This window comes from Calditrichota bacterium, assembly GCA_013152715.1.
Classification (GTDB): domain Bacteria; phylum Zhuqueibacterota; class Zhuqueibacteria; order Thermofontimicrobiales; family Thermofontimicrobiaceae; genus 4484-87.
This window is the reverse complement of record JAADFU010000048.1, coordinates 1-22250: the sequence shown is the minus strand read 5'-3', so window position 1 is coordinate 22250 and position 22250 is coordinate 1. Positions and strand designations below refer to the sequence as shown.

Annotated in this window: 17 protein-coding genes; 9 read left to right on the top strand and 8 right to left on the bottom strand. The window is 45.6% G+C overall.

Going from position 1 to position 22250, the window contains the following annotated elements:
* Window positions 1–8 precede the first annotated feature (8 nt).
* The 3 genes from GXO74_04300 to GXO74_04290 all read right to left on the bottom strand — a co-directional run bounded on the left by GXO74_04300 (window position 9) and on the right by GXO74_04290 (window position 2833).
* Window positions 9–623, bottom strand: coding sequence for a nuclear transport factor 2 family protein (locus GXO74_04300; protein ID NOZ60882.1), 615 nt, complete (start codon window positions 621–623; stop codon window positions 9–11).
* A gap of 68 nt (window positions 624–691) precedes the next feature.
* Window positions 692–1561 (bottom strand): Fpg/Nei family DNA glycosylase, encoded by an 870-nt coding sequence (locus tag GXO74_04295; GenBank protein NOZ60881.1) that lies wholly within the window; start codon window positions 1559–1561, stop codon window positions 692–694.
* A 123-nt stretch (window positions 1562–1684) separates the two neighbouring features.
* A complete protein-coding gene (locus tag GXO74_04290) occupies window positions 1685–2833 on the bottom strand; it encodes an aminotransferase class V-fold PLP-dependent enzyme (GenBank protein NOZ60880.1) in 1149 nt (382 codons plus the stop codon).
* A gap of 421 nt (window positions 2834–3254) precedes the next feature.
* On the opposite strand from GXO74_04290, the gene GXO74_04285 reads away from it, so the two are divergent.
* From GXO74_04285 to GXO74_04260, 6 genes are all read left to right on the top strand, one after another.
* Window positions 3255–6644 (top strand): T9SS type A sorting domain-containing protein, encoded by a 3390-nt coding sequence (locus tag GXO74_04285; GenBank protein ID NOZ60879.1) that lies wholly within the window; start codon window positions 3255–3257, stop codon window positions 6642–6644.
* A gap of 197 nt (window positions 6645–6841) precedes the next feature.
* Window positions 6842–7588, top strand: coding sequence for an ABC transporter ATP-binding protein (locus GXO74_04280; protein ID NOZ60878.1), 747 nt, complete (start codon window positions 6842–6844; stop codon window positions 7586–7588).
* Window positions 7588–8526 carry a SufBD protein gene (locus tag GXO74_04275; GenBank protein NOZ60877.1) on the top strand — a complete coding sequence of 313 codons (939 nt, stop codon included), beginning with the start codon at window positions 7588–7590 and terminating at the stop codon, window positions 8524–8526. Before GXO74_04280 ends, GXO74_04275 begins: the two co-directional genes overlap by 1 nt.
* Before the next feature lie 83 nt (window positions 8527–8609).
* Window positions 8610–9056 (top strand): DUF3783 domain-containing protein, encoded by a 447-nt coding sequence (locus GXO74_04270; protein ID NOZ60876.1) that lies wholly within the window; start codon window positions 8610–8612, stop codon window positions 9054–9056.
* A 159-nt stretch (window positions 9057–9215) separates the two neighbouring features.
* Window positions 9216–9356, top strand: coding sequence for a hypothetical protein (locus GXO74_04265; GenBank protein NOZ60875.1), 141 nt, complete (start codon window positions 9216–9218; stop codon window positions 9354–9356).
* Window positions 9357–9749: 393 nt separating this feature from the next.
* The gene (locus tag GXO74_04260; protein ID NOZ60874.1) at window positions 9750–11771 is read left to right on the top strand and encodes a hypothetical protein; all 2022 of its coding nucleotides are present in this window, start codon (window positions 9750–9752) and stop codon (window positions 11769–11771) included.
* A 230-nt stretch (window positions 11772–12001) separates the two neighbouring features.
* On the opposite strand, the gene murJ is transcribed toward GXO74_04260, so the two are convergent.
* Window positions 12002–13594 carry a murein biosynthesis integral membrane protein MurJ gene (murJ, locus tag GXO74_04255; GenBank protein ID NOZ60873.1) on the bottom strand — a complete coding sequence of 531 codons (1593 nt, stop codon included), beginning with the start codon at window positions 13592–13594 and terminating at the stop codon, window positions 12002–12004.
* Between the two features lie 196 nt (window positions 13595–13790).
* Window positions 13791–14714, bottom strand: a complete 924-nt coding sequence (locus GXO74_04250) for a hypothetical protein (protein ID NOZ60872.1) — start codon at window positions 14712–14714, stop codon at window positions 13791–13793.
* A 388-nt stretch (window positions 14715–15102) separates the two neighbouring features.
* On the opposite strand from GXO74_04250, the gene GXO74_04245 reads away from it, so the two are divergent.
* On the top strand, window positions 15103–17334 hold the full coding sequence (locus tag GXO74_04245; protein NOZ60871.1) for a PP2C family protein-serine/threonine phosphatase: 2232 nt from the start codon (window positions 15103–15105) through the stop codon (window positions 17332–17334).
* A 48-nt stretch (window positions 17335–17382) separates the two neighbouring features.
* Here GXO74_04245 and GXO74_04240 read toward each other — a convergent pair whose 3' ends face one another.
* The 3 genes from GXO74_04240 to GXO74_04230 all read right to left on the bottom strand — a co-directional run bounded on the left by GXO74_04240 (window position 17383) and on the right by GXO74_04230 (window position 20343).
* Entirely contained in the window at window positions 17383–18120 is a 738-nt protein-coding gene (locus tag GXO74_04240) for a hypothetical protein (protein ID NOZ60870.1), read from the bottom strand.
* Window positions 18121–18153: 33 nt separating this feature from the next.
* On the bottom strand, window positions 18154–18954 hold the full coding sequence (locus GXO74_04235; protein ID NOZ60869.1) for a phosphatase PAP2 family protein: 801 nt from the start codon (window positions 18952–18954) through the stop codon (window positions 18154–18156).
* Window positions 18955–19032: 78 nt separating this feature from the next.
* Window positions 19033–20343, bottom strand: a complete 1311-nt coding sequence (locus tag GXO74_04230) for a transglutaminase domain-containing protein (protein NOZ60868.1) — start codon at window positions 20341–20343, stop codon at window positions 19033–19035.
* Between the two features lie 524 nt (window positions 20344–20867).
* On the opposite strand from GXO74_04230, the gene GXO74_04225 reads away from it, so the two are divergent.
* Both GXO74_04225 and GXO74_04220 read left to right on the top strand, forming a co-directional pair.
* Window positions 20868–21872: a LacI family transcriptional regulator gene (locus GXO74_04225; protein NOZ60867.1), complete on the top strand. Its 1005-nt coding sequence runs from the start codon at window positions 20868–20870 to the stop codon at window positions 21870–21872.
* 200 nt (window positions 21873–22072) lie between these two features.
* Window positions 22073–22250 (top strand): hypothetical protein (locus GXO74_04220; GenBank protein ID NOZ60866.1); only part of this gene is annotated, 178 nt, incomplete at its 3' end.

Genomic DNA, 22250 nt, shown 5'->3' with positions numbered 1-22250 from the left:
TCCAGAAGTTAGTACGATTTTCCGACAGTATCAGTTTGTGTTTTTGTCAGAGAATCTGATTTGGCAGCAGTTCCCGGAACAACGGCTTCTTTTTTCGGCTTTGGTTGCGGCGTTGGAACTGATTGAGTCCCGGTGCTGATTTTTTCCCGGAGTTTCTTTTTGAGCGACGTCTGCAATTGCACAAACCGCCAGGCAGGACCGCTTTTTTCGAGATAGCCGGAAACCAGCGCCAGAAACACGCTTTTCTTTCCCGCTTTCTGGATGCTCACATTGTAAATCGCAGCTATCCGTGAACTGACAAGATCTTGCCCCGGGGAAATATGCACTTCCTGCTCGTTGATTTTCACACTATCAATTTGACCCAGCAAATTTGACAGCGTCGCTTCAATCTGATCGACACCGATGACAAGACTGTCGTTCACCGGATCAATCAAAACAACATCAGCAGTTCGTGCAAACAAGTCTGCAGCATGGTTACCATCTTTTTGTTCAATCGCTTGGATAAAATCCTTCGCGACAGCTTCTGTTTTGATTTTCACGTTTTCAATTTCATCAATTTTCACGCAGCTTGTCGCCAAAATCAGCACGGCCAGTGAAAAATAAACACTAATTTTTTGAATCATCTCTCTCCCCTATCATTTTTGTCGTTTTTCTTTTTTTGAGCACATTTAAAAACCGCGTTCCGTTTTACTCACAAACTCTTCATAATCTTCGTTGGCTTAAAATCCGCTTTCTCCACACTCACCTGTTCCGTCGGCAAAACCTGACACTGCGGACAAATGTATTGAGAATTGGCGCCGGTTTTGATTTTTTGCGCCGCAGCGCCGCAATCAGGACAAACGCCGTTTTCGTGATAGGCAAAACTCAATTCCCGCAACGAATATTTTCCCTTCTTTCCGAAAAAATCCAGCTCGTACGAACTCGACCCCAGCGCGATGGATCGCTTCAACACCTCGTGAATGGCGGAATGGAGCCGCTCGATGTCCGCCTCACTCAAAACATTGATCGGCGTCAGCGGGTGGATTTTCGCTCGAAAAAGAATTTCCTGAATGTAAAAATTACCGATGCCGCGAATATTTTTTTGATTCAACAAAAACGACTTGATCCCGCCGCGTTTTCTGGTGAGGATTTTTTGGAAATCAGCAAGGGAAATTTCCAGCGCACCGGGTCCCAATTTGTCTGTCATCGGATTTTTTTCACCGTCACGCACGAGATGAAAATAGCCGAACCACCACAACGTGATGTAAAATCCGCTGTCGTCATTGAATCTCATGATTATTTTCGCCTTGTCAGCAATCTCATTTTCATTTTCAAAATAAAGCACTTCGCCGCCCATGCCTAAATTAATGAGAATTTTCACCGCTTCATCGCACACAATTTCAATCCATTTGCCCAGTGGGCGAACACGCAAAATTTTTCTCCCAGGCAAATATTTCCGACAATCCGCTACCGCGCGATTGAGACATTTCGGCTGGAAAATTTCCACATCGGATACCGTCTTCCCGCGCAAGGTTTCGTCCATCTGCGTGGCAATGACGACTATTTCCGGCAACTCTGGCATGAATTTTCCTCATGGCAATTTTCAGAAACCTGGTATTTCTAAAAATGTCAGGTTTCTTTTCTACAATTTTTTCTCTGCGTCTTCTGTGACTTCGTGGCTATTCAAAAAATAAAAATACGCGTTCTATTGAGTCAGGTCTTTCAGCAATGCCATCGCCCGTTCAATTTCATCCTCCCCGTTGTAAAAATGAATCGCAAACCGCACCCAGCCTTCGCGCAGGGAACAGATAATTTTCTTTTCCGTCAGCTTGTTGTGGATGTCCGCGGAGGAAAAATGCGGATGGCGAAAAGCGACGATTCCGGCGCGCTCGGCTTCGCTTTTGGGGGTGAAAATCTCAAAACCCAATCGCTCCAACTCGCTGAGCAACTTCCCGGTCAGAGCAAATATTCTCTCTTGCGTATTTTTGGCTCCCATCTCATTGAACATGCGCAGCGATTCGGTCAGGGCAATCATGCCGATGTAGTTTTCATTCGCCGGCTGAAACCGCCGCGCATCCGGATGAAGCTGTCGCACCGGGTAAAGGCTGGAAATATCCTCGTAATGCGCGCCAGCCCAACTAATGTGAAAAGGAATCAGCTCTCCTAAAATCTCTTTGCGCACGTAAAAAATTCCCGTTCCCGAGGGGCTGAGCAGCCACTTGACGCCTCCAGTTGCGAAAAAATCCACCGGCGTTTCGCTCAAATCTATTTTCACCGCGCCAGCCGCCTGAATGCCGTCAACGATCAAATAACTGTTTGTGTCTCTGACAATTTCGCCGAGCCGCTGCAGATCGAAACGGCTGCCGGACAGAAAATGCACCAGATCGACGACGACTGCCCGCGTGCGTTCATCGATGCGCTGCGTGAGTTGCTCGTAAAAATCATTCTCCGAAATGAGCGGAATGTATCGTTTCTCCACGCCGGGAAAGCAGTAATGCGCCAGATACAGGCTTGCGGGAAATGCGTCTTCCTGAACGATCATGTTGTCGCCGTCGCGCCAATCAATGGAATACAGCGCCATTTCCAGCCCGTCGGTCGTATTTCTGACAAACGCTACTTCTTCCTCGCTGACATTGAGCAATTTAGCGGCTTGCGCGCGAAAATCCGCCTGCATTTCCAGCAATTTTTCAAACGCCGGCTTCCCGTTGCGCGCGATTTCATCAATGAACTGTTTCATCGCCTCCACGGCGCGCTGCGGCACCATTCCTGTGGCGGCATTATTGAAATAAAGCAAATCAGAATCATAGCTAAACCATTCCCGAAACGGATTTTTCAACTCTCTTCCTTTCTCCAAAACGTTATTCTCTTTCTCGATTTTATCCTACATCTTACAAAATTTCAGGTAAATTTGCAACTGATTTTTTAAAATTATTTCTCACGCCAAGACGCCAAGGCACAAAGCCCTGCACCACACCGATATTTAATTTTTTTTCAAAACAATTCAAAATCTTTCGGAAAATAAAGCTTTCGCTATTTCATTTTTTATTGGCAAAATTTTTCTTCAAAAATTGGCACCACTTTTGCAATTCTTCTAAAACTTGTAGTTTCAAAAAATGGCAACTATTTTAAATTTAACTCATTCATTATTCTTCAAGTTAGCTATGTTAGTCAAGATAATTTGTGCCTTAAAAAGTTGCAAAATTTTGATTTGCTTTTCTATGCTGATTTTATTATTTTTCAATAGTAAATTGCAAAACCAAATCCGAGCTCACAAATTGAATGATTCATTTCGTGAAATAATAGTTGAGAGAACGCGGGAAATATTATTTTTCATCATTTTTTCCTGCGGCTTGATTTTTGCCAAAGGGTTTGCCGCTGATCTTTCCACTGTCCGCACCTGGGCCATTCAACTGCAAAATATCGACATTCAGGAAATCAGTCAAAATAACTCCATTGATTTGATTGTTATCGACTACTCAGCGACCGGCGGGCCCGAAGCAGTTTTTTCCGCAGAGCAAATCGCACAGCTAAAAAATAGCGGCAAAATCGTACTCGCCTACCTTTCCATCGGCGAGGCGGAAACTTACCGCTGGTACTGGCAGAATAGCTGGGACGCCAATCACGACGGCAATCCCGACCCGGGCGCTCCGGACTGGCTGGGTCCGGCAAATCCCGACTGGATAGACAACTACAAGGTCCGCTTTTGGGATCCGGCTTGGCAGGCGATTGTCTTTCAGTATCTGGACACAATTTTCTCCCAGGGCTTCGACGGCATTTACATGGACATTGTGGACGCTTACTACTACTGGGGTTTCATGGCCAACGAAATTCCGAACGCAGCGTCGCGCATGATTCAATTCATTGAAGCCATCGACAATTACTCGCACGCTCACGCCGAACCGCCGTTTTACATCTTCGCGCAAAATGCAGAGGCAGTAACTGACGAGTCCGATGTTTCAGTTGCGGAACAAGAGGCATATTTTCAAGCCATCGACGGCATTGGCTGCGAGGGGCTCTTTTTTCAGGGCGACAACGATGAAAACAATCCTTACGATCCGGATAACTATCGCCTCAATTTGCTGGACAGCCGCTATCGTGCCCATGGAGAACTGATTCTTTCCATCGAATATTTGACGCGCAACAGAAAAATTGAAAAATACGTGGATGTTGTTCGTCCGCACGGCTACATCCCCTACGTTTCCGTGCGCGCGCTGGACAGACTTTTTGACGGCATCGATTTGTACGGCGAAATTCCGGCGGTGTTTGACCTGCGCGAGCTCGGTCTGGTCTCTGGCGTGCGCAATCAGCGCGGCGGCACCTGCTGGACGCACGGCGTGATGGCGGCCATGGAAAGTAATTTGCTGAAAACCGGAAACTGGACTTCCGCCGGCGAGTCCGGAGAACCCAATCTTGCCGAGTATCATCTGGATTGGTGGAACGGATTCAACGAGCACTACAACGGGGACCTGGATCCGTCGACAGGAGACGGTTTGACAGTGCACCAGGGCGGCGATTATCGCGTGGCAGCCGCTTATTTGAGCCGCGGCGACGGCGCGGTGCGCGAACAGGACGGGCAGTCGTATTCTTCGCCGCCGGATTATTCGAATCAAAGTTTTCACTACTTTTATCCGTGGGAAATCATCTGGGAGAACACGGACAGCGATCTCCGCAATATCGAAAAAATCAAACAGGACGTGAAAAATTATGGCGCCGTGGGAAGCTGCATGTATTACAGCAGCAGTTTTCTCAATTCCGATTTTGAGCATTATCAGCCGGAATCGGACAACCACGAGCCTAATCACTCTATCGCCATTGTGGGCTGGAACGACTTCAAAGTGACCGACGCACCGCAACCCGGCGCCTGGCTGTGCAAAAATAGTTGGGGCGATTCCTGGGGACTGGACGGTTATTTCTGGATTTCTTACTACGATAAACATTGCGGCAAACATCCGGAAATGGGCGCGGTCTCCTTCCGCGATGTGGCGCCGCTGCAGTGGGATCACGTCTATTTCCACGACTACCACGGCTGGCGCGCCACGCTGACCAGTTGCAGCGTGGCGATGAATGCGTTTACTGCCGTGGGAACGCAGAAATTGACGGCGGTGAATTTTTTCACTGCCGCCGACAACGTCAGCTACGTTGTAAAAATTTTTGACGATTTCATCGGCGGTCAGCCAGCGAGCGAATTGACAACTCAAACCGGGACTCTGGCGGAAAAGGGATTTCATACCATTGATTTGACTGAGCCGGCCAGACTTCACAACGGCGATGATTTTTACATTTATCTCTACCTCTCTGACGGTGGTCAGCCTTACGACAAAACTTCCGAAGTGCCGGTTTTGCTTGGCGCAACGGCGCAGGGAACGATTGTTCAATCCACGGCAAATCCCGGCGAAAGTTACTATTTCGCCAACTCGCAATGGCTCGATTTGTACGATTACGATCAATCGGCAAATTTCTGCATCAAGGGTCTGGCGAACGATATTCCCTTGCTCATTTTGTCGGGCATCGTGAAATATCAGGATTCGTCCAGACCTGTCGGCGGCGCGAGGTTGGTTTTGACCGGCGATATCAACGGCGACCAAATTTCCGCTGCAGATGGCGCGTTTCAATTTGATGATTTGGAAACTAACAGCGCGCTCGTGTTGACGCCGGCAAAAACGGGCGATGTGGCAGAAACGACAATTTTGAGCTACGACGCCTCGCTGGCGGCACGTCTGGCGCTGGAACTTTTTCCTGAGGCGACTCCCGCGCAGAGGCTGGCGGCAGATGTCGATCTGAATGGCGAGATTCAAATGTACGACGCGGCGCTTATCGCCAGAGAAGCTGTGGGCTTGTCGCAGCCGCCGGAGTCACACATCACTCAATGGACATTTTCCCCGGCACAGCGAAATTACCCCAATTTGTCCGACGATGTCACGGATGCGGATTTTCAGGCAATCGTCATCGGCGACGTGGATGCAAGTTGGTCACCGGCTGGGGAATTGAGCACGCCTTTTGCTTTGCGGAAAACTTTCACCGCCGACGTCGACGACGGCGGAAAAATTAGTCTTGATTTCAAAAATGATGAAAATTACCAAATTTACTCGTGCGACTTGAACCTGCGCTTTGATGCGGAAGAACTCGAATTCGATTCTGTTTTTGTCTCCGCGGAAATTCCGTTTCAAACTCTGGTTAATTCCTCGCAGCCGGGATTAGTCAGAATCGGCGCTTTTGGGACGCAGGCCATTGAAAAATCGGGGACGTTTCTGAAAGTCCGCTTTCGGGAAAAATCATCTTCTCTGCTGCCGGAATCAGCGATTGAAATTTTGAGCTATCGCATCAACAATTTCCCGGCGGGAAGAGGGACAGTCTCACTCATTCAGAATGGCAATTTTGCGCAGGCGCAGCGATTTGAATTGTACCAGAATTACCCCAACCCATTCAATCCCACGACGACGATCCAGTACGATTTACCCGAAGCCACATTTGTGACGCTGACTGTTTACAACGTAACGGGCGAAAAAGTGGCCGAGTTGGTTCACGAGCATCAATCTCCCGGCAGAAAAAGCGTGAAATGGAACGGCTGTAACGCTACCGGCGATGCGGTGAGTTCGGGGATTTACGTTTACGTCATCAAAGCCGGCCGCTTTGCATCATCGAGGAAGATGGCGATTTTCAGATAAACGGTGTACTTCACCTGAAAGGTGGGCACACTTTGTTCCGCTGCAAAATGATTGACCTCACAAAAAATTTAAAAAAAACGGAAATCTTGCATTGAAAATGAGTCCAATTTCTCCATCGAGAGAAATTTTTTCATAACTGAATCTTTCCCATTTTTTGAGAATCAAACGATTAGAACTTAAATTATGAGGTGGAATTAGTGGGAATTTTAACAGTTAAAAACTTGAGTCTTTCACTTGATGGTCATAAAATTCTTGACGATTTAAGCGTAGATTTTTGGGAAGGACATATTCACGCTGTTGTGGGACCAAACGGCGCCGGAAAATCGACTTTTGCTTACACAATTATGGGTCTCTCCGGCTACCGCGATTTTGAAGGCGATATTTTATTTGCAGGAAATTCGATAAAAAATCTTTCCGTCGATCAGAGAGCGCGATTGGGCATTACGCTCGGCTGGCAGGAACCGGCGCGCTACGAAGGACTGAAAGTGCGCGATTTTATTAAAGCTGCCGCACATTTTAACGGAGGGAAAAACGGCATTGTCGAAGAAGTGTTGAATAAAATGGGACTGGAGCCGCCAATTTACGCCGACCGGGCTGTGGACAAAACGCTCAGCGGTGGCGAGAGGAAGAAAATCGAAATGGCGTCGATTCTGGCGATGCGTCCCAAATTAGTTTTGCTCGACGAGCCCGATTCCGGCATTGACATCAGCGCGCTGAAAAATATTTTCGCAGCCCTCACCTATCTCAAAGCCATGGGCTCGACAGTGCTTTTGATCACTCACAGCCTGGAAGTGTTGAAACAGGCGGATCACGCGTTTCTGCTTTGCGCTGGCAAAATTTTTGACAAAGGTCCGGTGAGCCGCATCCGGCACTATTTTGAAGACAAATGTCTGATCTGCGATCACAAAAATGCACCTGAAGAATTTCCAGCGGAGGCAAAATAATGAACGATAAGATGCAGCAAATGAAAGAAGTTTACGAGACCACCGAGTCAGATTCGGGCATTTTGAGCGACCCGGAAGTTGCCCATTTGGTGGTTCATCAAAATAAAGTATTGGGCACGCACCTGGTTCCGGGTTTGGAAATGGACGCGAAAGAATTGGAAGACGGCGTGGAATTAACCATGCGGCTCGCAGACGACGTTGTCGTGAAAAATCCGGTGCATTTGTGTTTCGGGATCATTCCTGAAACCGGTATTCAGCGCATCAAGATGGATGTGAAAATTGGCAAAAATTCTAAAATTTCGCTGCTCTCTCATTGCACATTTCCCAATGCTGTCGCTATTCAGCACATCATGGACGCGAAAATCAATATTGGCGAAAATGCTGACTATACTTATTTTGAGCGCCACATCCACGGCAGCAAAGGGGGCATAAAAGTCGTTCCCAAAGCAAAGGTGACGCTGGAAAAAGGCGCGAAATTCAACACGGAGTTTGAGTTGCTCAAAGGACGCGTGGGCGAAATTTACATCGATTATGAGATTACCGGCAAAGAAGACAGCGTGATGGAAATGACTTCGCGTATTAGCGGCACTGAAGACGACATAATTGAAATCAGAGAATCCGGATTTCTCGTTGGCGAGCGGGCGCGCGGCGTGCTCACGTCGAAAATTGCCGCTCGCGGAAAAGCGCGCGCCGAAGTTTACAATACCTTGCGCGCTACAGCGCCGTTCACGCGCGGCCATGTCGATTGCCACGAAATTGTGAAAGACGAGGCTGTCGCCAAAGCCATTCCCATCGTGGACGTAGAAGATCCTCGCGCCCACGTGACTCATGAGGCCGCCATCGGGAGCGTGGATAATAAACAATTAGAAACGCTGATGTCCCGCGGCATGGACGAAGAAGAAGCCGTCGAATTGATCATTAACGGTTTGTTATCATAAATTTTGTGAAAACCAGACAATTGGCAAAATCTTGTCATGCCTGTTTTTTTTAATTAATTTGAAGGCAAATTGAGGAAACATAAATGAGCAATAACGAAGATGGGACATTCAAAAAAGTGGGACAGAGCGAGCAGAGATTTTTCGGTCCGCGAAAAGTTCTGGTGTGCGGACTGGGAAAAGACCTTCATGCACGCTTTCTGTCATTGATTGAAGAACTGGAACTTTCTCCCCTGCCCGCAGTATTTGTCACGACGCAGCAAGCGAACGAAAAAATGGCTGATTTGTTCGCTCTGCCAGAAAATTCCGGCTTAAACGAACCTTCTAAAATTCCGCTCGCAGTCGTCATGGCCGGGATCACGGAAAAAGAACTGCACACTTTGATTCGCGGCTATCGCGCGGCAGGCCTGCCCGCGCCGCTGTGGGCAACTTTGACGCCGACAACGGAAAATTGGAAATTATCGGATTTAACAAAGGAATTAGCTGCGGAAAGAGAAGAAATCCGGAAGATGCAGGAAAAACAGCGGAAGTGATTGGTTTTGGCTATTGGCATTTGGCTCTTGGCTTTTGGCATTGAGGATCGAAACTCGAAAGCCGGAAGGTGGAGTACACCTTGGAAATGTCTTTCCTGCGCAAAGGCTTAAAACTGCTTCTTTTAATTTTGATTCTCGCTAAATTTGCATTTGTTTAGCATGTCATTCAGGGCAAAATTGCCGGCAGAATTGCTGAACAATATCAGCGCGCTCATCGACAAGCCCACGCTCGACTTTTTGCGCGTTCCCACCTATCGCGACGGCGGCAATTTCACGGTTACAGGTCCCGGCACTAAATGAAATCTCCTTAAATTCATTTTTGATGTTGCTATTTCAAAAATGTCATTTTTCTTTTCTTCTGAAAATTAAGGACGAAAATGCATCCCATTGATTTTTCATTAGTTGAGACTGAAAAAATTCCAGCCTTTTCTCGACATTTCCTTTTGTCATTTTTCTAAATTTCTTTCAATCTTCAACCAACTCTTGACTTTAGTGTGCAAATTTCGTATCATTTCCGACCAACGGAAAAAACATTTCTCTTTGGGCTGCAAGGCTCAATTGATTGATTCTATTAAACTTGAAAACAAATATCCTCAATTATCACACAATGGAATAATTTTTGTAATAAATTGCTGTTATTTTATTCGATTAGATTGGAACGTCAAAATTTTTAAGGTTTACCCCATGCGCGCTATGTGGTCAAATAAATTCTTTGGACCAATTTTGCCGGTCATTTTTGCAGCGGTGATTTATTTTTCCTGTGCCTCCAACCGTCCGCCTTCAGAGGAAATAAAACCCGCTACCACCATTGTCCAGGATTCGAGTGAAATTAGAATAACGACTCCGGTCTATTTTTTGAAAATTAACAAGCACAATGCGCGCGCTGAGTTTTTCAATTCCGTCCAAAAAAAATACACCTCTTTTCCGCTCGCGGTGCAGTTGCCGGCGCCGAAATCTGACTCGCGAGCAGAGTCTTCTTTCAAATGGCAAATTAAAAATAATTTTCTCAGTTGCCAGCAGTTTTCAGAAGATTCTTTGATTTTAAAAATGGAATTCGCTTTTTTTGAAAATTGCTTTTCCGTGAAATTTTCCGTTCATCCGCCGGACAGCGGGGTTGGCGTCTATTTTTTCCGTCGCGAAAACGAGGCAATGGATTCCCGCGGCTGGAGTGAATTTTTCTCTCCGGAACCGGACGATTATTACACCAGAAATCCGCAAATCGACATCCGCACCGACCGGGATCAGCAATGGAAATTTGCCCCAGCGCCGCTCAATTTGTCTTTTCACAGCCCGGCTGGTTGGTTCAGCGTCGGACTTACTGAATTACCTGACGCGACAATTTTTGCTTTCAAAAACAAATCCCTCTCGCTGGACATTCCCTGGGAAAAAATTTCCGCGGCGAAAAATAATTTCTACCAGCTCCCGGAATTGCTCATTAGCTGCAATCGTTCCGAGTGGGATGGCGTCCGCGATTTCAGCCGCTTCATTCTTCAGGGAAACAAATCTCAACAAAAACGCAGTGAAAAAATGGCAGACTGGTGGAAACAGCCGCTCGTTTCTCCGCGCGGCGACCGTCTGCTCAACCAATTTACGGCCGATGACCAACGCTACACACTGGATTGGGTCAAAACATTTGTCGATTCCATTCGTTCGACTTGGATCGACACTAATTTTATTTTTATCCTTGACGGAAAATGGAATCGCCTCTACGGAGATCCTACGCCAGGACCAAATTTTAAGAATTTACGAAATTTCATTGATTGGTGTCACGTTCGCGGCATTCGCGTCATTCTTTCCTGGAAAGCCTGGCAAATCGAGCCGGACACCAAAGCGGTGCGCTGGGGTTTACACGACGGCGAATTCTGCGACGCGACGCATCATCTGTTTTCTGCCTACGTCGATAGCTGCTGTAAAATGATGCTCGGCAATAGGCCTGGGCAACTCAATGCGGACGGAATCCAAATCGAGAACCTGTTTCTGACGCCCAATCCTGTTACAGCAGATTTTGAAAATCCCACTTTAGGAATGGGAATTAAAGAAGCTTACCGTTATTTAGGGGAATTTTACCGCCGGGCAAAACTTCACAAACCAGACGCGCTGATTATCAGTTCGGCAATCGACCCGCATTTTTACCACATTCAGGACATGGTGCAGTTGCAAGATGGCTGGGACAATAAATTGCGCCGCGAAAAAAGAGCCCGAATTATCATCAATGCCCTGCCCGGGAAATTGATCGACGCCGGCGCGGTGACGATGTACAATAAAATTGCTCCGTACTATTTTGCCACGGCAGCTATTTTCGGAATGCCGGCGATTCAGTACAGCCAGTCTTTTGCGGACGGGAAAATTGCCGACGAGAACAAAAATTTTATCAGACAAGCGGTTCAATTTGCCGCGAACAAACCGGATGGCATCGTCACATTCTCCGATTTTGGCAAGTGGAAACTCCGCTCCTTTGACGGCGATTTGCTCGCTGAAACCGCGGAAAAAGGCAAAGGAATCATCATTTATCACAACAATCGAGCCGAATTCTTGTCTGCGCACAACGGACGGCTGGTGCTATTAATGGATAATTTCGAGATTAGAAAAGTTCGCAACGAAAAAAACACCATCGTGCCCTTCAGGAAATTGGCCGATGGAATTTTTGAATTGGACGAGGTCAATTGCGGAGAGCGGTATTTTCTTAATTTGAGGAAAATTCCCAAGTTTCGGTGAAAAAAGTGTGCTACACCTGAAAGGTGTGGTACACTTTTTTCTCTTTTATAGTTTTAGTACAAATGACCGGTTAAAATTGGACATTTGGTATTAACTACCTGTTTTTAAAAGGCTGACGCCTTAACTCCGTCCCAGTTTCGGAATTAAGCCGTAAGGCTTTTATTGTTTTCCATTGCTATTTTACTTAAAAATTTTCAACTGGTCATTCATATTTTTAAAGTGTACTACACTCAAAGGTGTAGCACACTTTTTTTATTCATTGCTTTCAACCGCGATTTTATCATTTCAGGTCCCCACAGAAACAAAGCGACTCCATAAATAGCGAGCGAAATAACTGCCACGACACTCAAACCAATCGCATTTCGCAAAAAAAGCGAAGCCACATTCCTCGAGAAAAACGGTTCCAGCCACACAAAATAAATCCGATGGCACACCAATCCGATGACCGCACTGAGAACTGTCAGTTTAATCAGATCGCTGACAATCTGCCGCACATTCAGTTCAAAATTCAATTGTCTCAATAAAAAGTAAAACAAGACAATACCGCTCATGGTAAAGGCGATGGAAGAAGCCAGAGCAATGCCGCCGTGCTTGAGCGAAGTTCTCACCAGCAGAAAATTCAAGCCGATATTGAGCGTCGCGGAAAAAATTGCCACGTAAAACGGAATGCGATTTTTCTGAAAAATGGAGAAAATGCGCGACAGAAAAGCGTTGAGGCTTAAACCGAGCAGACCGGCGGAGTAGCACCAAAAAGCGATTGCCGTCAATCGCGTGCTTTCGGCATCGAACTCGCCACGTTGATAGACAAAGCTGATGATTGGTTTTGCCATGACAACCATGAACATAATCGTCGGCAACACGAGCGTAAAATTCAACTCGATGCCCAGCGTGATTCCTTCTAAAAATTTTCGGTCTTCAATTAAAGCCTTTTTTTCTGTCAAATACGGAATCAGCGAGCGGCTGATTGCCAGACCGATGATGGCGACAGGCAGCAAAATGAGACGATGCGCGAACCAAAGCGAGGAAATACTTCCGGTAATCAAAAACGAAGCCAGAATTCTGTCCACGATTTCCACGGATTTGTCCAGCAGTGATTTGAGAAAAATAAAACCGCTTTCGCGGCCGACTCTCTGCATTTCCGGATCGTGAATTTGCAGACCGGGATAGTAGCGCGCCTGAGTGTCCTTGTGAATTTTTTTTGCAAAAAGAAAAGGCAACTGAACCGCCACGACCATTATTGCACCCAGCAGAAAACCAGCCGGCAGAGCGTAGATTCCCAAAAATGAACGAAAAAAATGCACGCCAATAATCACGCCCACGCTCATCATCGCCGGCGCCAGACTGTAAATTTTGTTCATTTCAAAGAAATTCAAAATCCCGCCGGCGAACGCCGCGATGCCGATGATGAACATGAACGGAATGATCCAGTAAGTCATGGTCACCGCCTGCGGGAGTAAATCTTCCGCCAGGCCCGGAGCAATCATTTTCACGATCAAAGGCGCGAGTAGGTAAAGAACTGCCGTCAAAATGAGCAGCACAAAAATCATTAAATTCAAACAGGACGAAAGCAGACGCCAGCCTTTGGCGTATTTTTTTTGACTGATGAGAGTTTTAAACGGCGGCATAAAAGCGCGCTCCACGACGTCTTCGCCCAATACCTGACGAAAAAAGGCAGGAATGGTAAACGCGATCACGAACAAATCCATGGCGCGGTGAGTGCCGTAGTACGCCGCAGTGATCAATTCGCGCAAAAAGCCAAAGACGCGCGACACCAGCGTTCCGGTAGCCAGATCGATGAGATTTTTCAGTATGCGACGAGACAAAGATTCAGTTTCCTCCGTTAAAAAGAAAGCTCCGGCAGTAAACTTCCAGAGCAGTGCACTTGTTCCTTTTCAAGATTTTTCTAATTAGCTTCAGAATGGGAAACGGATTTCATCTTGTAGTTGTTCACCCTTTTCATCTTCCGACTTCATTCTATGTCTCAATAGTGAGGGGCTGCGCGCCTTTGTATCTGAATAGTTACTCAAATTGTTGTAAACGAGAAAAACTATTTTTTTTCCAAACATGCCGCCGCGAGATCACTTTACGAATTTTTGGCAACGCTTCCCGTGCCGCGTCTTCGCCAGCGTTGATGAATTGCTCGACGCGATCAAACTCAAACCAGTGATATTTTCCCACTTCCGGCCGGATCACGGCATCAGCGGATTTCATCTGAAATTGCGTAAGCTGATCCGATGTAATTTTTGACGTTCGATTAATTATTTCGAGAATATTATCGTATTCCGTTTCATGACCGAGTTCTTGGGAAACATCTACCGCAATGACAACATCGGCTCCCATCAGTTGCGCTGCTTGCACCGGTACTTTTTGCGTCACAGCGCCGTCGAGTAATAGCTTGCCGTCGCGCTCCACTGGCGGCAAAAATCCTGGAATAGAGCTACTCGCCAGCACTGCCGTGCGAATGGGGCCATGAGTCATGTAGACATCTTCCCCGGAGATGATGTCCGAAGCGACGGCGCAAAACGGCAAAATTCCGTCCTGAATAAAACCGTCCTCCAGCAGAAACTCCAACGCCACCATAAATTTATCAGCGGGAATGAGGAAATTTCGACGATGAGCAAGATTGATGACAATTGTTTCCTTCAAATGAGTGATCAAATGCGAAAAAACTCCGCTGGTCTGATTGCCGAAAAATGTTTTGCGCAAACCAAGTTTGTGATAGGTTTCGCTGGCTAAAAATGCTTTCACTCGATCCTCAATTTTTTGAGCATCAGCAAGCTGCGAGTACATCGCTCCGATCAACGACCCGGCGCTGGCGCCGCTGATTAAATCAAAAGGTATCTTCTCCTGATGGAAAACTTTCAGTACACCGATATGCGCAAAACCGCGGGCGCCGCCGCCGCCGAGCGCCAGTCCGATTCGAGGCCGAGAAAAAAGATTCATTTGCGTTTCCGATCGTTAAAGGTGGGATTGCTATTTGCAATATTTCCTGATTTTTTCATTGAATCATTAATACGAGAAAGCAGCCTGAAGTAAAATTTAATCAGTTGAATTGCGATCTGATTAGTCGAATATAACCAAATTAGCTGATTTTGTCAAGTTTTATTCCACTAAAAAAATAATTTTGCGGCATTCTACCCAATGTCAAATCATGGTTGGAAACCATTCCGAAAAAAATATTATTTATCTTGCGATTCTGGGCAAATTTGTTTAAATTTATTCCATCAGCTTCGGCGAGGAAAGAAAACACTCTTTTCAAGAAACAAATCTTTTTTTTTTCGTATTAAAAATAAATCAAGTTCACACTTTTAATTGATTTCATGCGGACGAAATGAATCTTACTTTTATTGCTGCCATCGTTTATCTCACTATCGGTGTGCTGCTTTTTCTGTTAGGGCTTCTCATTTACAGAGAAAATGCAGCGCAGCGCGTCAATCGTGTGACCGGCGTGTTATTGTTCTTCGCAGCGCTGGCGCCGATCATGGGTTCCTTCGGCCTCATCGTTTTCAAAATTTACAAACTACAGCAGCTCGATCTCGAATTCTTCCGCCGGCTCTTTTTGTTGTGGGAATTATTTTTCCCGCAGTTGCTCTATTTTTCCCTTGTTTTTCCCACGGAAAGAAAAATCGTTCGCTCATTCCCGAAAATTGTCTATTTCATCTATCTGCCGCACATTTTTCATTTTATCATCGTTTTGCTTTTCAAGAGCCCGGAGTCCATCATTTCCTTGATCCGACTGCCAGTAAGCGACTCCACCTTCAATCTCATTCTCAAACCTTTGTCGCTGTTTTTCAATTTCAGCCTCAGTTTGATCAGCTATTTTTATGAGTTTCATCTGAATTTTTTCGCAGTGATTAATTTAATTTACGTGCTGCTGGCAGTATATTTCATGTATCAAAGCTTTCAAAAACTTCCCACACCACGCATCAAAAAACAGGTCGGGCTGGTCATTTGGGGAATTCGCGCCAGCGTTGGTCTTTATGTAATCGCCTTCATTCTGCCGCGACTGCTGCCAATTCGCACCTCCGACAACGTCGTTTATCTCATCACCATCGTCGCCCTGCTCATCGGTACAATTTCCATCGCCTGGGCCATGATAAAATATCAGTTCTTGGACATCAGTTCCCGAATTACGCGGGAATTTCTCTTTTCCGTCTGTTTCGGCATCATCACAGCTATTTTTCTGCTCGTTTTTTATCAGTTCAAAAAATTGGTACCGAGCGTGTTAGGTTTTGATGTGCCTATTGTCGAGGTGGTCTTTATCATTTTCGCCGTGCTTGCTTTTCATCCGACAATCAATTTCATCCAAAATTTTCTCACCCAACTTTTTGGCAAAGACCGCACTGATTTTCGCACCATTCTCGAATCGCTGAGTCACGATATTTTGACCATTCCCGACGTCGAGACATTGAAAAGGAGAATCACTTCCGTACTCACGCAAAGTCTCATGCTGGAAAACGTACATTTGATCATTGAAAATGAAAACGGCGATTTTGATGTTGAATGGTCTGCTGACACAGAAAATACAAAATACACTTTCCTTCTGAATTCCAAATTTATCACCATCATGCGACAATTGGAAAGACCTGCTTCAGTGGAAGAATTGATGACGCTGCTCGACGACGTCGAAGAAAAAAATATCCTCAATCGCTTGAATTGCTACTTGCTCATTCCGCTCGCTCACCGCACGGAACTGAAAGGAATTTTGTGTTTGGGAAATAAACTCACACGAACGTCATTCTCCGCGGAAGATGCTTCGCTGTTGAATTTGTTGTCCGGTCAAATTGCCATTGCGTTGGAAAATATTGAGCTTTACAAAGAAAAAATTGCCAAACAACGCATTGAAGAAGAGATTTCTCTGGCGCAGGAAATCCAGCAAATGCTGCTGCCCAGTCACGTGCCGCTGGGGAAAAATTTTGAAATTTCCGCCATGAACATTCCCTCCAAAGAAGTTGGTGGCGACTACTATGATTTCATCGAGTTGGACGAACGACACATCGGGATCGCCATCGGCGACATCGCCGGCAAAGGAATTCCCGGCGCTTTGCTGATGTCAAACTTGCAGGCGGCGTTGCGCGCTTCCGCATGGCAATATCGAAAACCGGAACTGGTGATGAACAAAATCAACAATCAATTAGCGCACACGACTTCTGCGGAGAAATATGCCACATTTTTTTACGGCATATTTGACACGAAAAAATTGACTTTCACCTTCAGCAATGCGGGGCACAATTATCCCATCATCAAAACGCAGGACGGTTCACACTGTTTTCTCAGCGAAGGCGGTCTCGTCATCGGCGTGCAACCGGATTTTCCCTACCAATCTTCTCAAGTCAAACTTTCTCCGGGCGACACCATCGTCTTCTACACCGACGGCATCACAGAAGCGATTAATGTGGACGTGGAAGAATTTGGCGAAAGGAAATTGATCGATATCATTCTGCAAAATCCCTTTCACACGGCAGAGGAATTGCGCAATTTGATTTATGAAGAAATGGTTCGCTTCACTCGCGGCACACCGCAGTACGACGATTTAACCTTAATTGTGTTGCGGGTTTTGTGATTATCGCGCCAACTTTTCAAAGATTTCAAACCCTTGAAAAATCTCAAGTTACAACAAACATTTCACCATCAAAGCCGGCAAAATCTGCATCGTCGTATTGTCCCAGCCATGAGGTGAAACTGCTTCGATAACCGCGCTGAACAAGGCAATGAGCAAAATTTTCAAAATCAGGGAAAAATGCAAATCCATCGTTGGCGTCAAAAATATTCCCAACACAATGGCAATGCCGGAAACAACAAAAACGGCGAACGAGCCTTCCAAACTTCTCTTCGTCTTGACGCCTTTCAGAGAGGGCACGCGATATTCGTGCGCGCCAAATCGCGTTCCTACCGGTTCGCCGATGGCGTCGCCGAAACCGGTGACCAGGTAGCCGAAAACAGCAAAATTTCCCAGAAAAATATTGCTCGCCAGACCGCCGATTAATGTGGCAAAATAGGGCACAATGATGAAATATGAGCGATGCGGCGCATCTTTCTCCCGAGCCAGCGCCTCGTAAAAAATGTTCCCATCTCCTAAAATTACCGCCAGCAAAATTACAAGAGATGTCATGCCGCCGAACAAACATACGATCGGCGTTCCCCAGAGGAATTGAATGGCCGCCACGCTGGCAAAGATGGAAAAATGGAAAATTTTTCGGGTGTAGCCCGTTTTCAGGCCAAACTTTCTTTTAAATAGCCCGGCAACGTACAAACACAAAAATGCCCACGACAAACCTAAAGGCCCGCCGATGAGAATTGTTTTCACTGAAGGAAAATTTTCTATGAAAAAATTGAAAACTTTATCCATGATTTCCTTGAAAAAAATAGAGTGCAATTCGCCCTAAAAAGCAATCGCCACGCCAAGGTTGCGTCCATTGCTAAAAGGCAGAATCTTGCCCGTGATTCTCTTTTCATTTTTCCTGTCAAATTTCACCACAAAATCAGCCACAAAATAGCCAATCGTCGCGCCTAAAAAGACATCGGATGCCCAGTGTCGATTATGGTAAATTCGCGATGCCGCCACTAATCCGCCGCTCGAATACCAAAATAATTTCCAGACAAAATTATCAAGCGATTTCGCCATCGCCGCAGACACCGCCATACTCACTGTGGCATGTCCGCTGGGCAAAGACTGGTACATATCTTTTATCTGAAATGGCGTAAAAAGCAAATGCCCGTCCCCAACGTCAGGTCTGTGCCGGCCAAAAAGTGCTTTCAAGGTCGTTGACAAGAATGCGGAATACAAAAATGACTCGAAAGAATTTAGTCCCATTCGCCGGACAGCCGGCTTGTCGCAAAAAAGACCAATTCCGTAAATACCGACAGTCATCATGATCGTGTACTTGTTCCCATAAAATTTGTCCAGAGCAAAAATCCGATCATTTTTCGAATGCTGATTTTTCAAAGCAATGTTTTGCACCTCATCATCGACAAAAAATAACATGCCCGTTGTCGCTGTAATGATGCCTAATTTTTCCCAATCACTTTTCTGGAAATGACTGGGGGCTATGAAGAGCTTTAATCCAATTTCCGCAAAATGTTTTCCGTCGCTGCAAAGGTTATCTTTCACCCCTGCAAACAAATTTTGCTGCAAAATAAAGATGAAAATCAAAGCGCTGAAAAGAATAGTCAATTTTTTCAACAGAATTTCCTTTACTGAATGCCCGCCAAGTGTCTTGCAATTTCAAACGGGAAACCCGGTGCTACTGCGTTTTGGTAGTTAAAAATCTTTCACAAACTCCACCTGATAATCCCAATCCCACTGATCAAAATAGAGGTTCCCGCCTCGCCATTCTAATTCACCGCGCTGAAAATCCACGGTTTCGGAACGGAAGTGTATTTTTGCCGGATACAACGGTTGTGAATAGCCGTCATTGACAATCAACCGGTACGCATCCATACTACCGAGGAAGAACCATTTTATTTCTTCATTTTCTGAATTCAAAACTCCGATATCCGCATCCACCGGCAGCCAGCCGTAGGGCTCGAAATAAATTTCACCCCAGTCGTGCATGCCGTGACTCCCGGGTTTGGTGGTCCAACCGGACTGCCAGCGTGCCGGAATGCCGTTCATGCGGCAAAGAGTGATGAAAAAAATGGAGTGCATACCGCAATCGCAGTGGTGGTTTTGGTACACATATTCGCTGATGTTAGGAATTGTCGAATACTCCCGCGCCGATGCCCAGGGAATATTTTCGCTGATGTAGCGGAAAATTTTCTGCGCGATGCGGTAGGGATTTTTCTCGTCGCCAACGATTTTTCGGGACAATTGCCGCAAATCATTGTTGAAAACAATGTGCGGAGGTCTTTCAGACAAAAACGGCAGCAATTCCGGTGACCGCGGAGCAGGCACGACCTTTTCGGGATCAATGTGATTGTAAACCGCGTGATTAGTAAATTCAAACGCAATCTGAAATTTGGTGGGCTTTCCTTTTTCCGCCGTCTGCTCGAAATAAATTGTCCGCTGCAAAAAATCATTCGGGGCAATGAGATGTCGATCAGGAAATGAGGAAACCAGTTTTATGTCCGTTTGCCGTCCGGAAATTTCTCTTGGGAATGGCAGCCAGCAGCGAATTACTTCGCCGTCCGGCACGACATCGGGCTTGACTGTGACCGAGTAATTTATTTGAACTCGCACCGGGTTGACGAATTTTTTGCCGGATTCTTCCGCAGTCCGAATAATTTTTCTCACATCCGCCAGCCGGTTGTAGATCCCGGGCGTTGACGGGCCGTCTTTTTTCAATTTAATTTGTTTCAACTTTTTGTCGATGCGAAACAAATTCGGCGCCGCCCGTTGGAAATATTTTTTCTCGCCGTCGATGATTTTGAACTCAAGCGCTTTTTGCTGTTCCCATTTTTCCAGATCGTCAATCGAAACATCCGGCACGTAATTTTTGACATATTCGATGATGTCATGGCGCGTCCCAGTGAAATCTTTACGAATCCGATCCAGACGCTCGATTTCAAATTCCATTTCCAGTTTTTGCAAAGCATCAATTTTCGGATTGGTGCAAATTTCATGATGCAACATTTGCTGCGCCCGGGTGTACTCGCCTTTCAAAATCAACTGGCGAATGGAATCAGGAATCTGTCCGGCCAGAATTTGAGCTAAAAAAAACAGCCAGAAAAATGAAAAACAGGCAATCTTTTTCACAATGAATTCCTCCCAACGATAATCGGATAATTGAATTTCTCACAATATAACTGAAAGTTTTCAATTATTCAAGTAAAATTGTGAAAATAAGTACTCGCTTTGTTGGAAAATTTTTCACCCCGTATTTCATCATTTTTAAACCGTAACTTTAATTTTCAAACTCACAACTCGAAGTTCAAGACGCAAAACCCGAAACTAAAAAAAATGACCAAATTGAAAAATTTTACTTGACAAAGCCACATTTTGTTATTATATTAAAACGTTTCTAGTCTTTTTCGCTTCATTTTGAATCTCCGATTTCCCTTTTTAACTATTATTTTTATTGGTGTTATGTTTTTCCTATTAATGCTCGTTCTTTAATTTTTTTTAAATAAAAATCGAAACGTTTCGATAGGAAACAGATGACTGCAACAATTAAAGACGTCGCCAAAAAAGCCGGGGTATCGGTTTCGACCGTGTCTTTGGTCATCAATAACAAGCCCGGCGTAAACGAAACTACGCGACAAAGAATTCTCAAAGCCATCAAAGAATTGAATTATCATCCGCATTATTTTGCACGCGGCCTGGCTTCGAAACGCAAAGGCAACATCGGCTTCATTCTCACCAACTATCACTTTTCCCGCGCTGAACCGTTCTACACAAAAATTTTCCTTGGATCAGAATTAGAAGCGCGCAATCACAATTACTATATTTTATTGACTACCGTAGAGAGCAAGTTCTCTCGAAAAGACGTCCCCAGATTTTTGTCGGAAAAAAATGTGGACGGCGTGATATTGGCTGGAAAAATTCCAACCGGCTTAATTGAGTATCTGAGCCATTTTGATCTTCCGGTGATTTTCATCGACTATGTGCCGCCGCGCGGCAAATATTTAGCCGTTCTCATGGACAATGTGGATGGCGCAATTCAGGCCATAACCCATCTCATCAAAAAAGGGCACCAAAAAATTGCCTTTGTGGGTGGAGACATTGGCCATCCAAGCATTCATTCCCGACTCAAAGGCTACAAATTAGCGCTGGAAAAACACGGCATTCGCATTTCAGAAGATTTAATTGTCGCCACAGCGCCGGACACCACATCCCAGTACGGCTACCAATCCACTTGCGACTTATTAGACAAAAAAATACCTTTCACAGCAATTTTCGCGACAAACGACGCCATGGCTTTTGGATGCATGAAATGCCTGCGCGAGAAACATATCCGCGTTCCGGATCAAGTCGCTCTTATCGGGTTTGACGATGTAGAAATTGCTTCACAAATGGATCCCAAACTGACGACAATCAGAGTCAACAAGGAAGATATTGGGTCCATTGCCGTAAAAACAATGGTCGATATCATTAATTCAAATAGAAAACTTCAGGGCCGATTTCTCGTGCCCGTCGAACTTGTCGTTCGCAATTCGACTTAATTTCCTGATGGTTAAGGGAAATATCAAATGGTGATTTTGTCTCGCCAACATCAAGAAATTTTCTATTTTAATCAAAAAGACTCGTAACGATCAAATTACTAAAATTTGTAACTAATAATTCGAGAGGAGGTGATAATCCCGCACAGCAATCACTTAAATCACAAATAGTTGGTAACCCAAAAATGAAAGAGGAGGGTTCTATGAAAGTGTTGCTTCGAACCAGTTTGGCGATCATTTTCATTTTTTGCCTCTCAAGTATCGCATTTTCTCAAACCACTAATTTACTACCCAACGGCGATCTGGAAATCGCCACGCCAAATTTCTGGAATAAGCTGAACGAAGGCGACGGCAGCAGCGTACTGACCTGGGACATGACCA

Coding starts and splice junctions, on each gene's coding strand:
- GXO74_04270 (NOZ60876.1), top strand. CDS start 8,610: ATGAGCAATAACGAAGATGGGACATTCAAAAAAGTGGGACAGAGCGAG.
- GXO74_04295 (NOZ60881.1), bottom strand. CDS start 1,561: ATGCCAGAGTTGCCGGAAATAGTCGTCATTGCCACGCAGATGGACGAA.
- GXO74_04300 (NOZ60882.1), bottom strand. CDS start 623: ATGATTCAAAAAATTAGTGTTTATTTTTCACTGGCCGTGCTGATTTTG.
- GXO74_04275 (NOZ60877.1), top strand. CDS start 7,588: ATGAACGATAAGATGCAGCAAATGAAAGAAGTTTACGAGACCACCGAG.
- GXO74_04225 (NOZ60867.1), top strand. CDS start 20,868: ATGACTGCAACAATTAAAGACGTCGCCAAAAAAGCCGGGGTATCGGTT.
- GXO74_04230 (NOZ60868.1), bottom strand. CDS start 20,343: ATGTTGCATCATGAAATTTGCACCAATCCGAAAATTGATGCTTTGCAA.
- GXO74_04240 (NOZ60870.1), bottom strand. CDS start 18,120: ATGGATAAAGTTTTCAATTTTTTCATAGAAAATTTTCCTTCAGTGAAA.
- GXO74_04245 (NOZ60871.1), top strand. CDS start 15,103: ATGAATCTTACTTTTATTGCTGCCATCGTTTATCTCACTATCGGTGTG.
- GXO74_04265 (NOZ60875.1), top strand. CDS start 9,216: ATGTCATTCAGGGCAAAATTGCCGGCAGAATTGCTGAACAATATCAGC.
- GXO74_04250 (NOZ60872.1), bottom strand. CDS start 14,714: ATGAATCTTTTTTCTCGGCCTCGAATCGGACTGGCGCTCGGCGGCGGC.
- GXO74_04260 (NOZ60874.1), top strand. CDS start 9,750: ATGTGGTCAAATAAATTCTTTGGACCAATTTTGCCGGTCATTTTTGCA.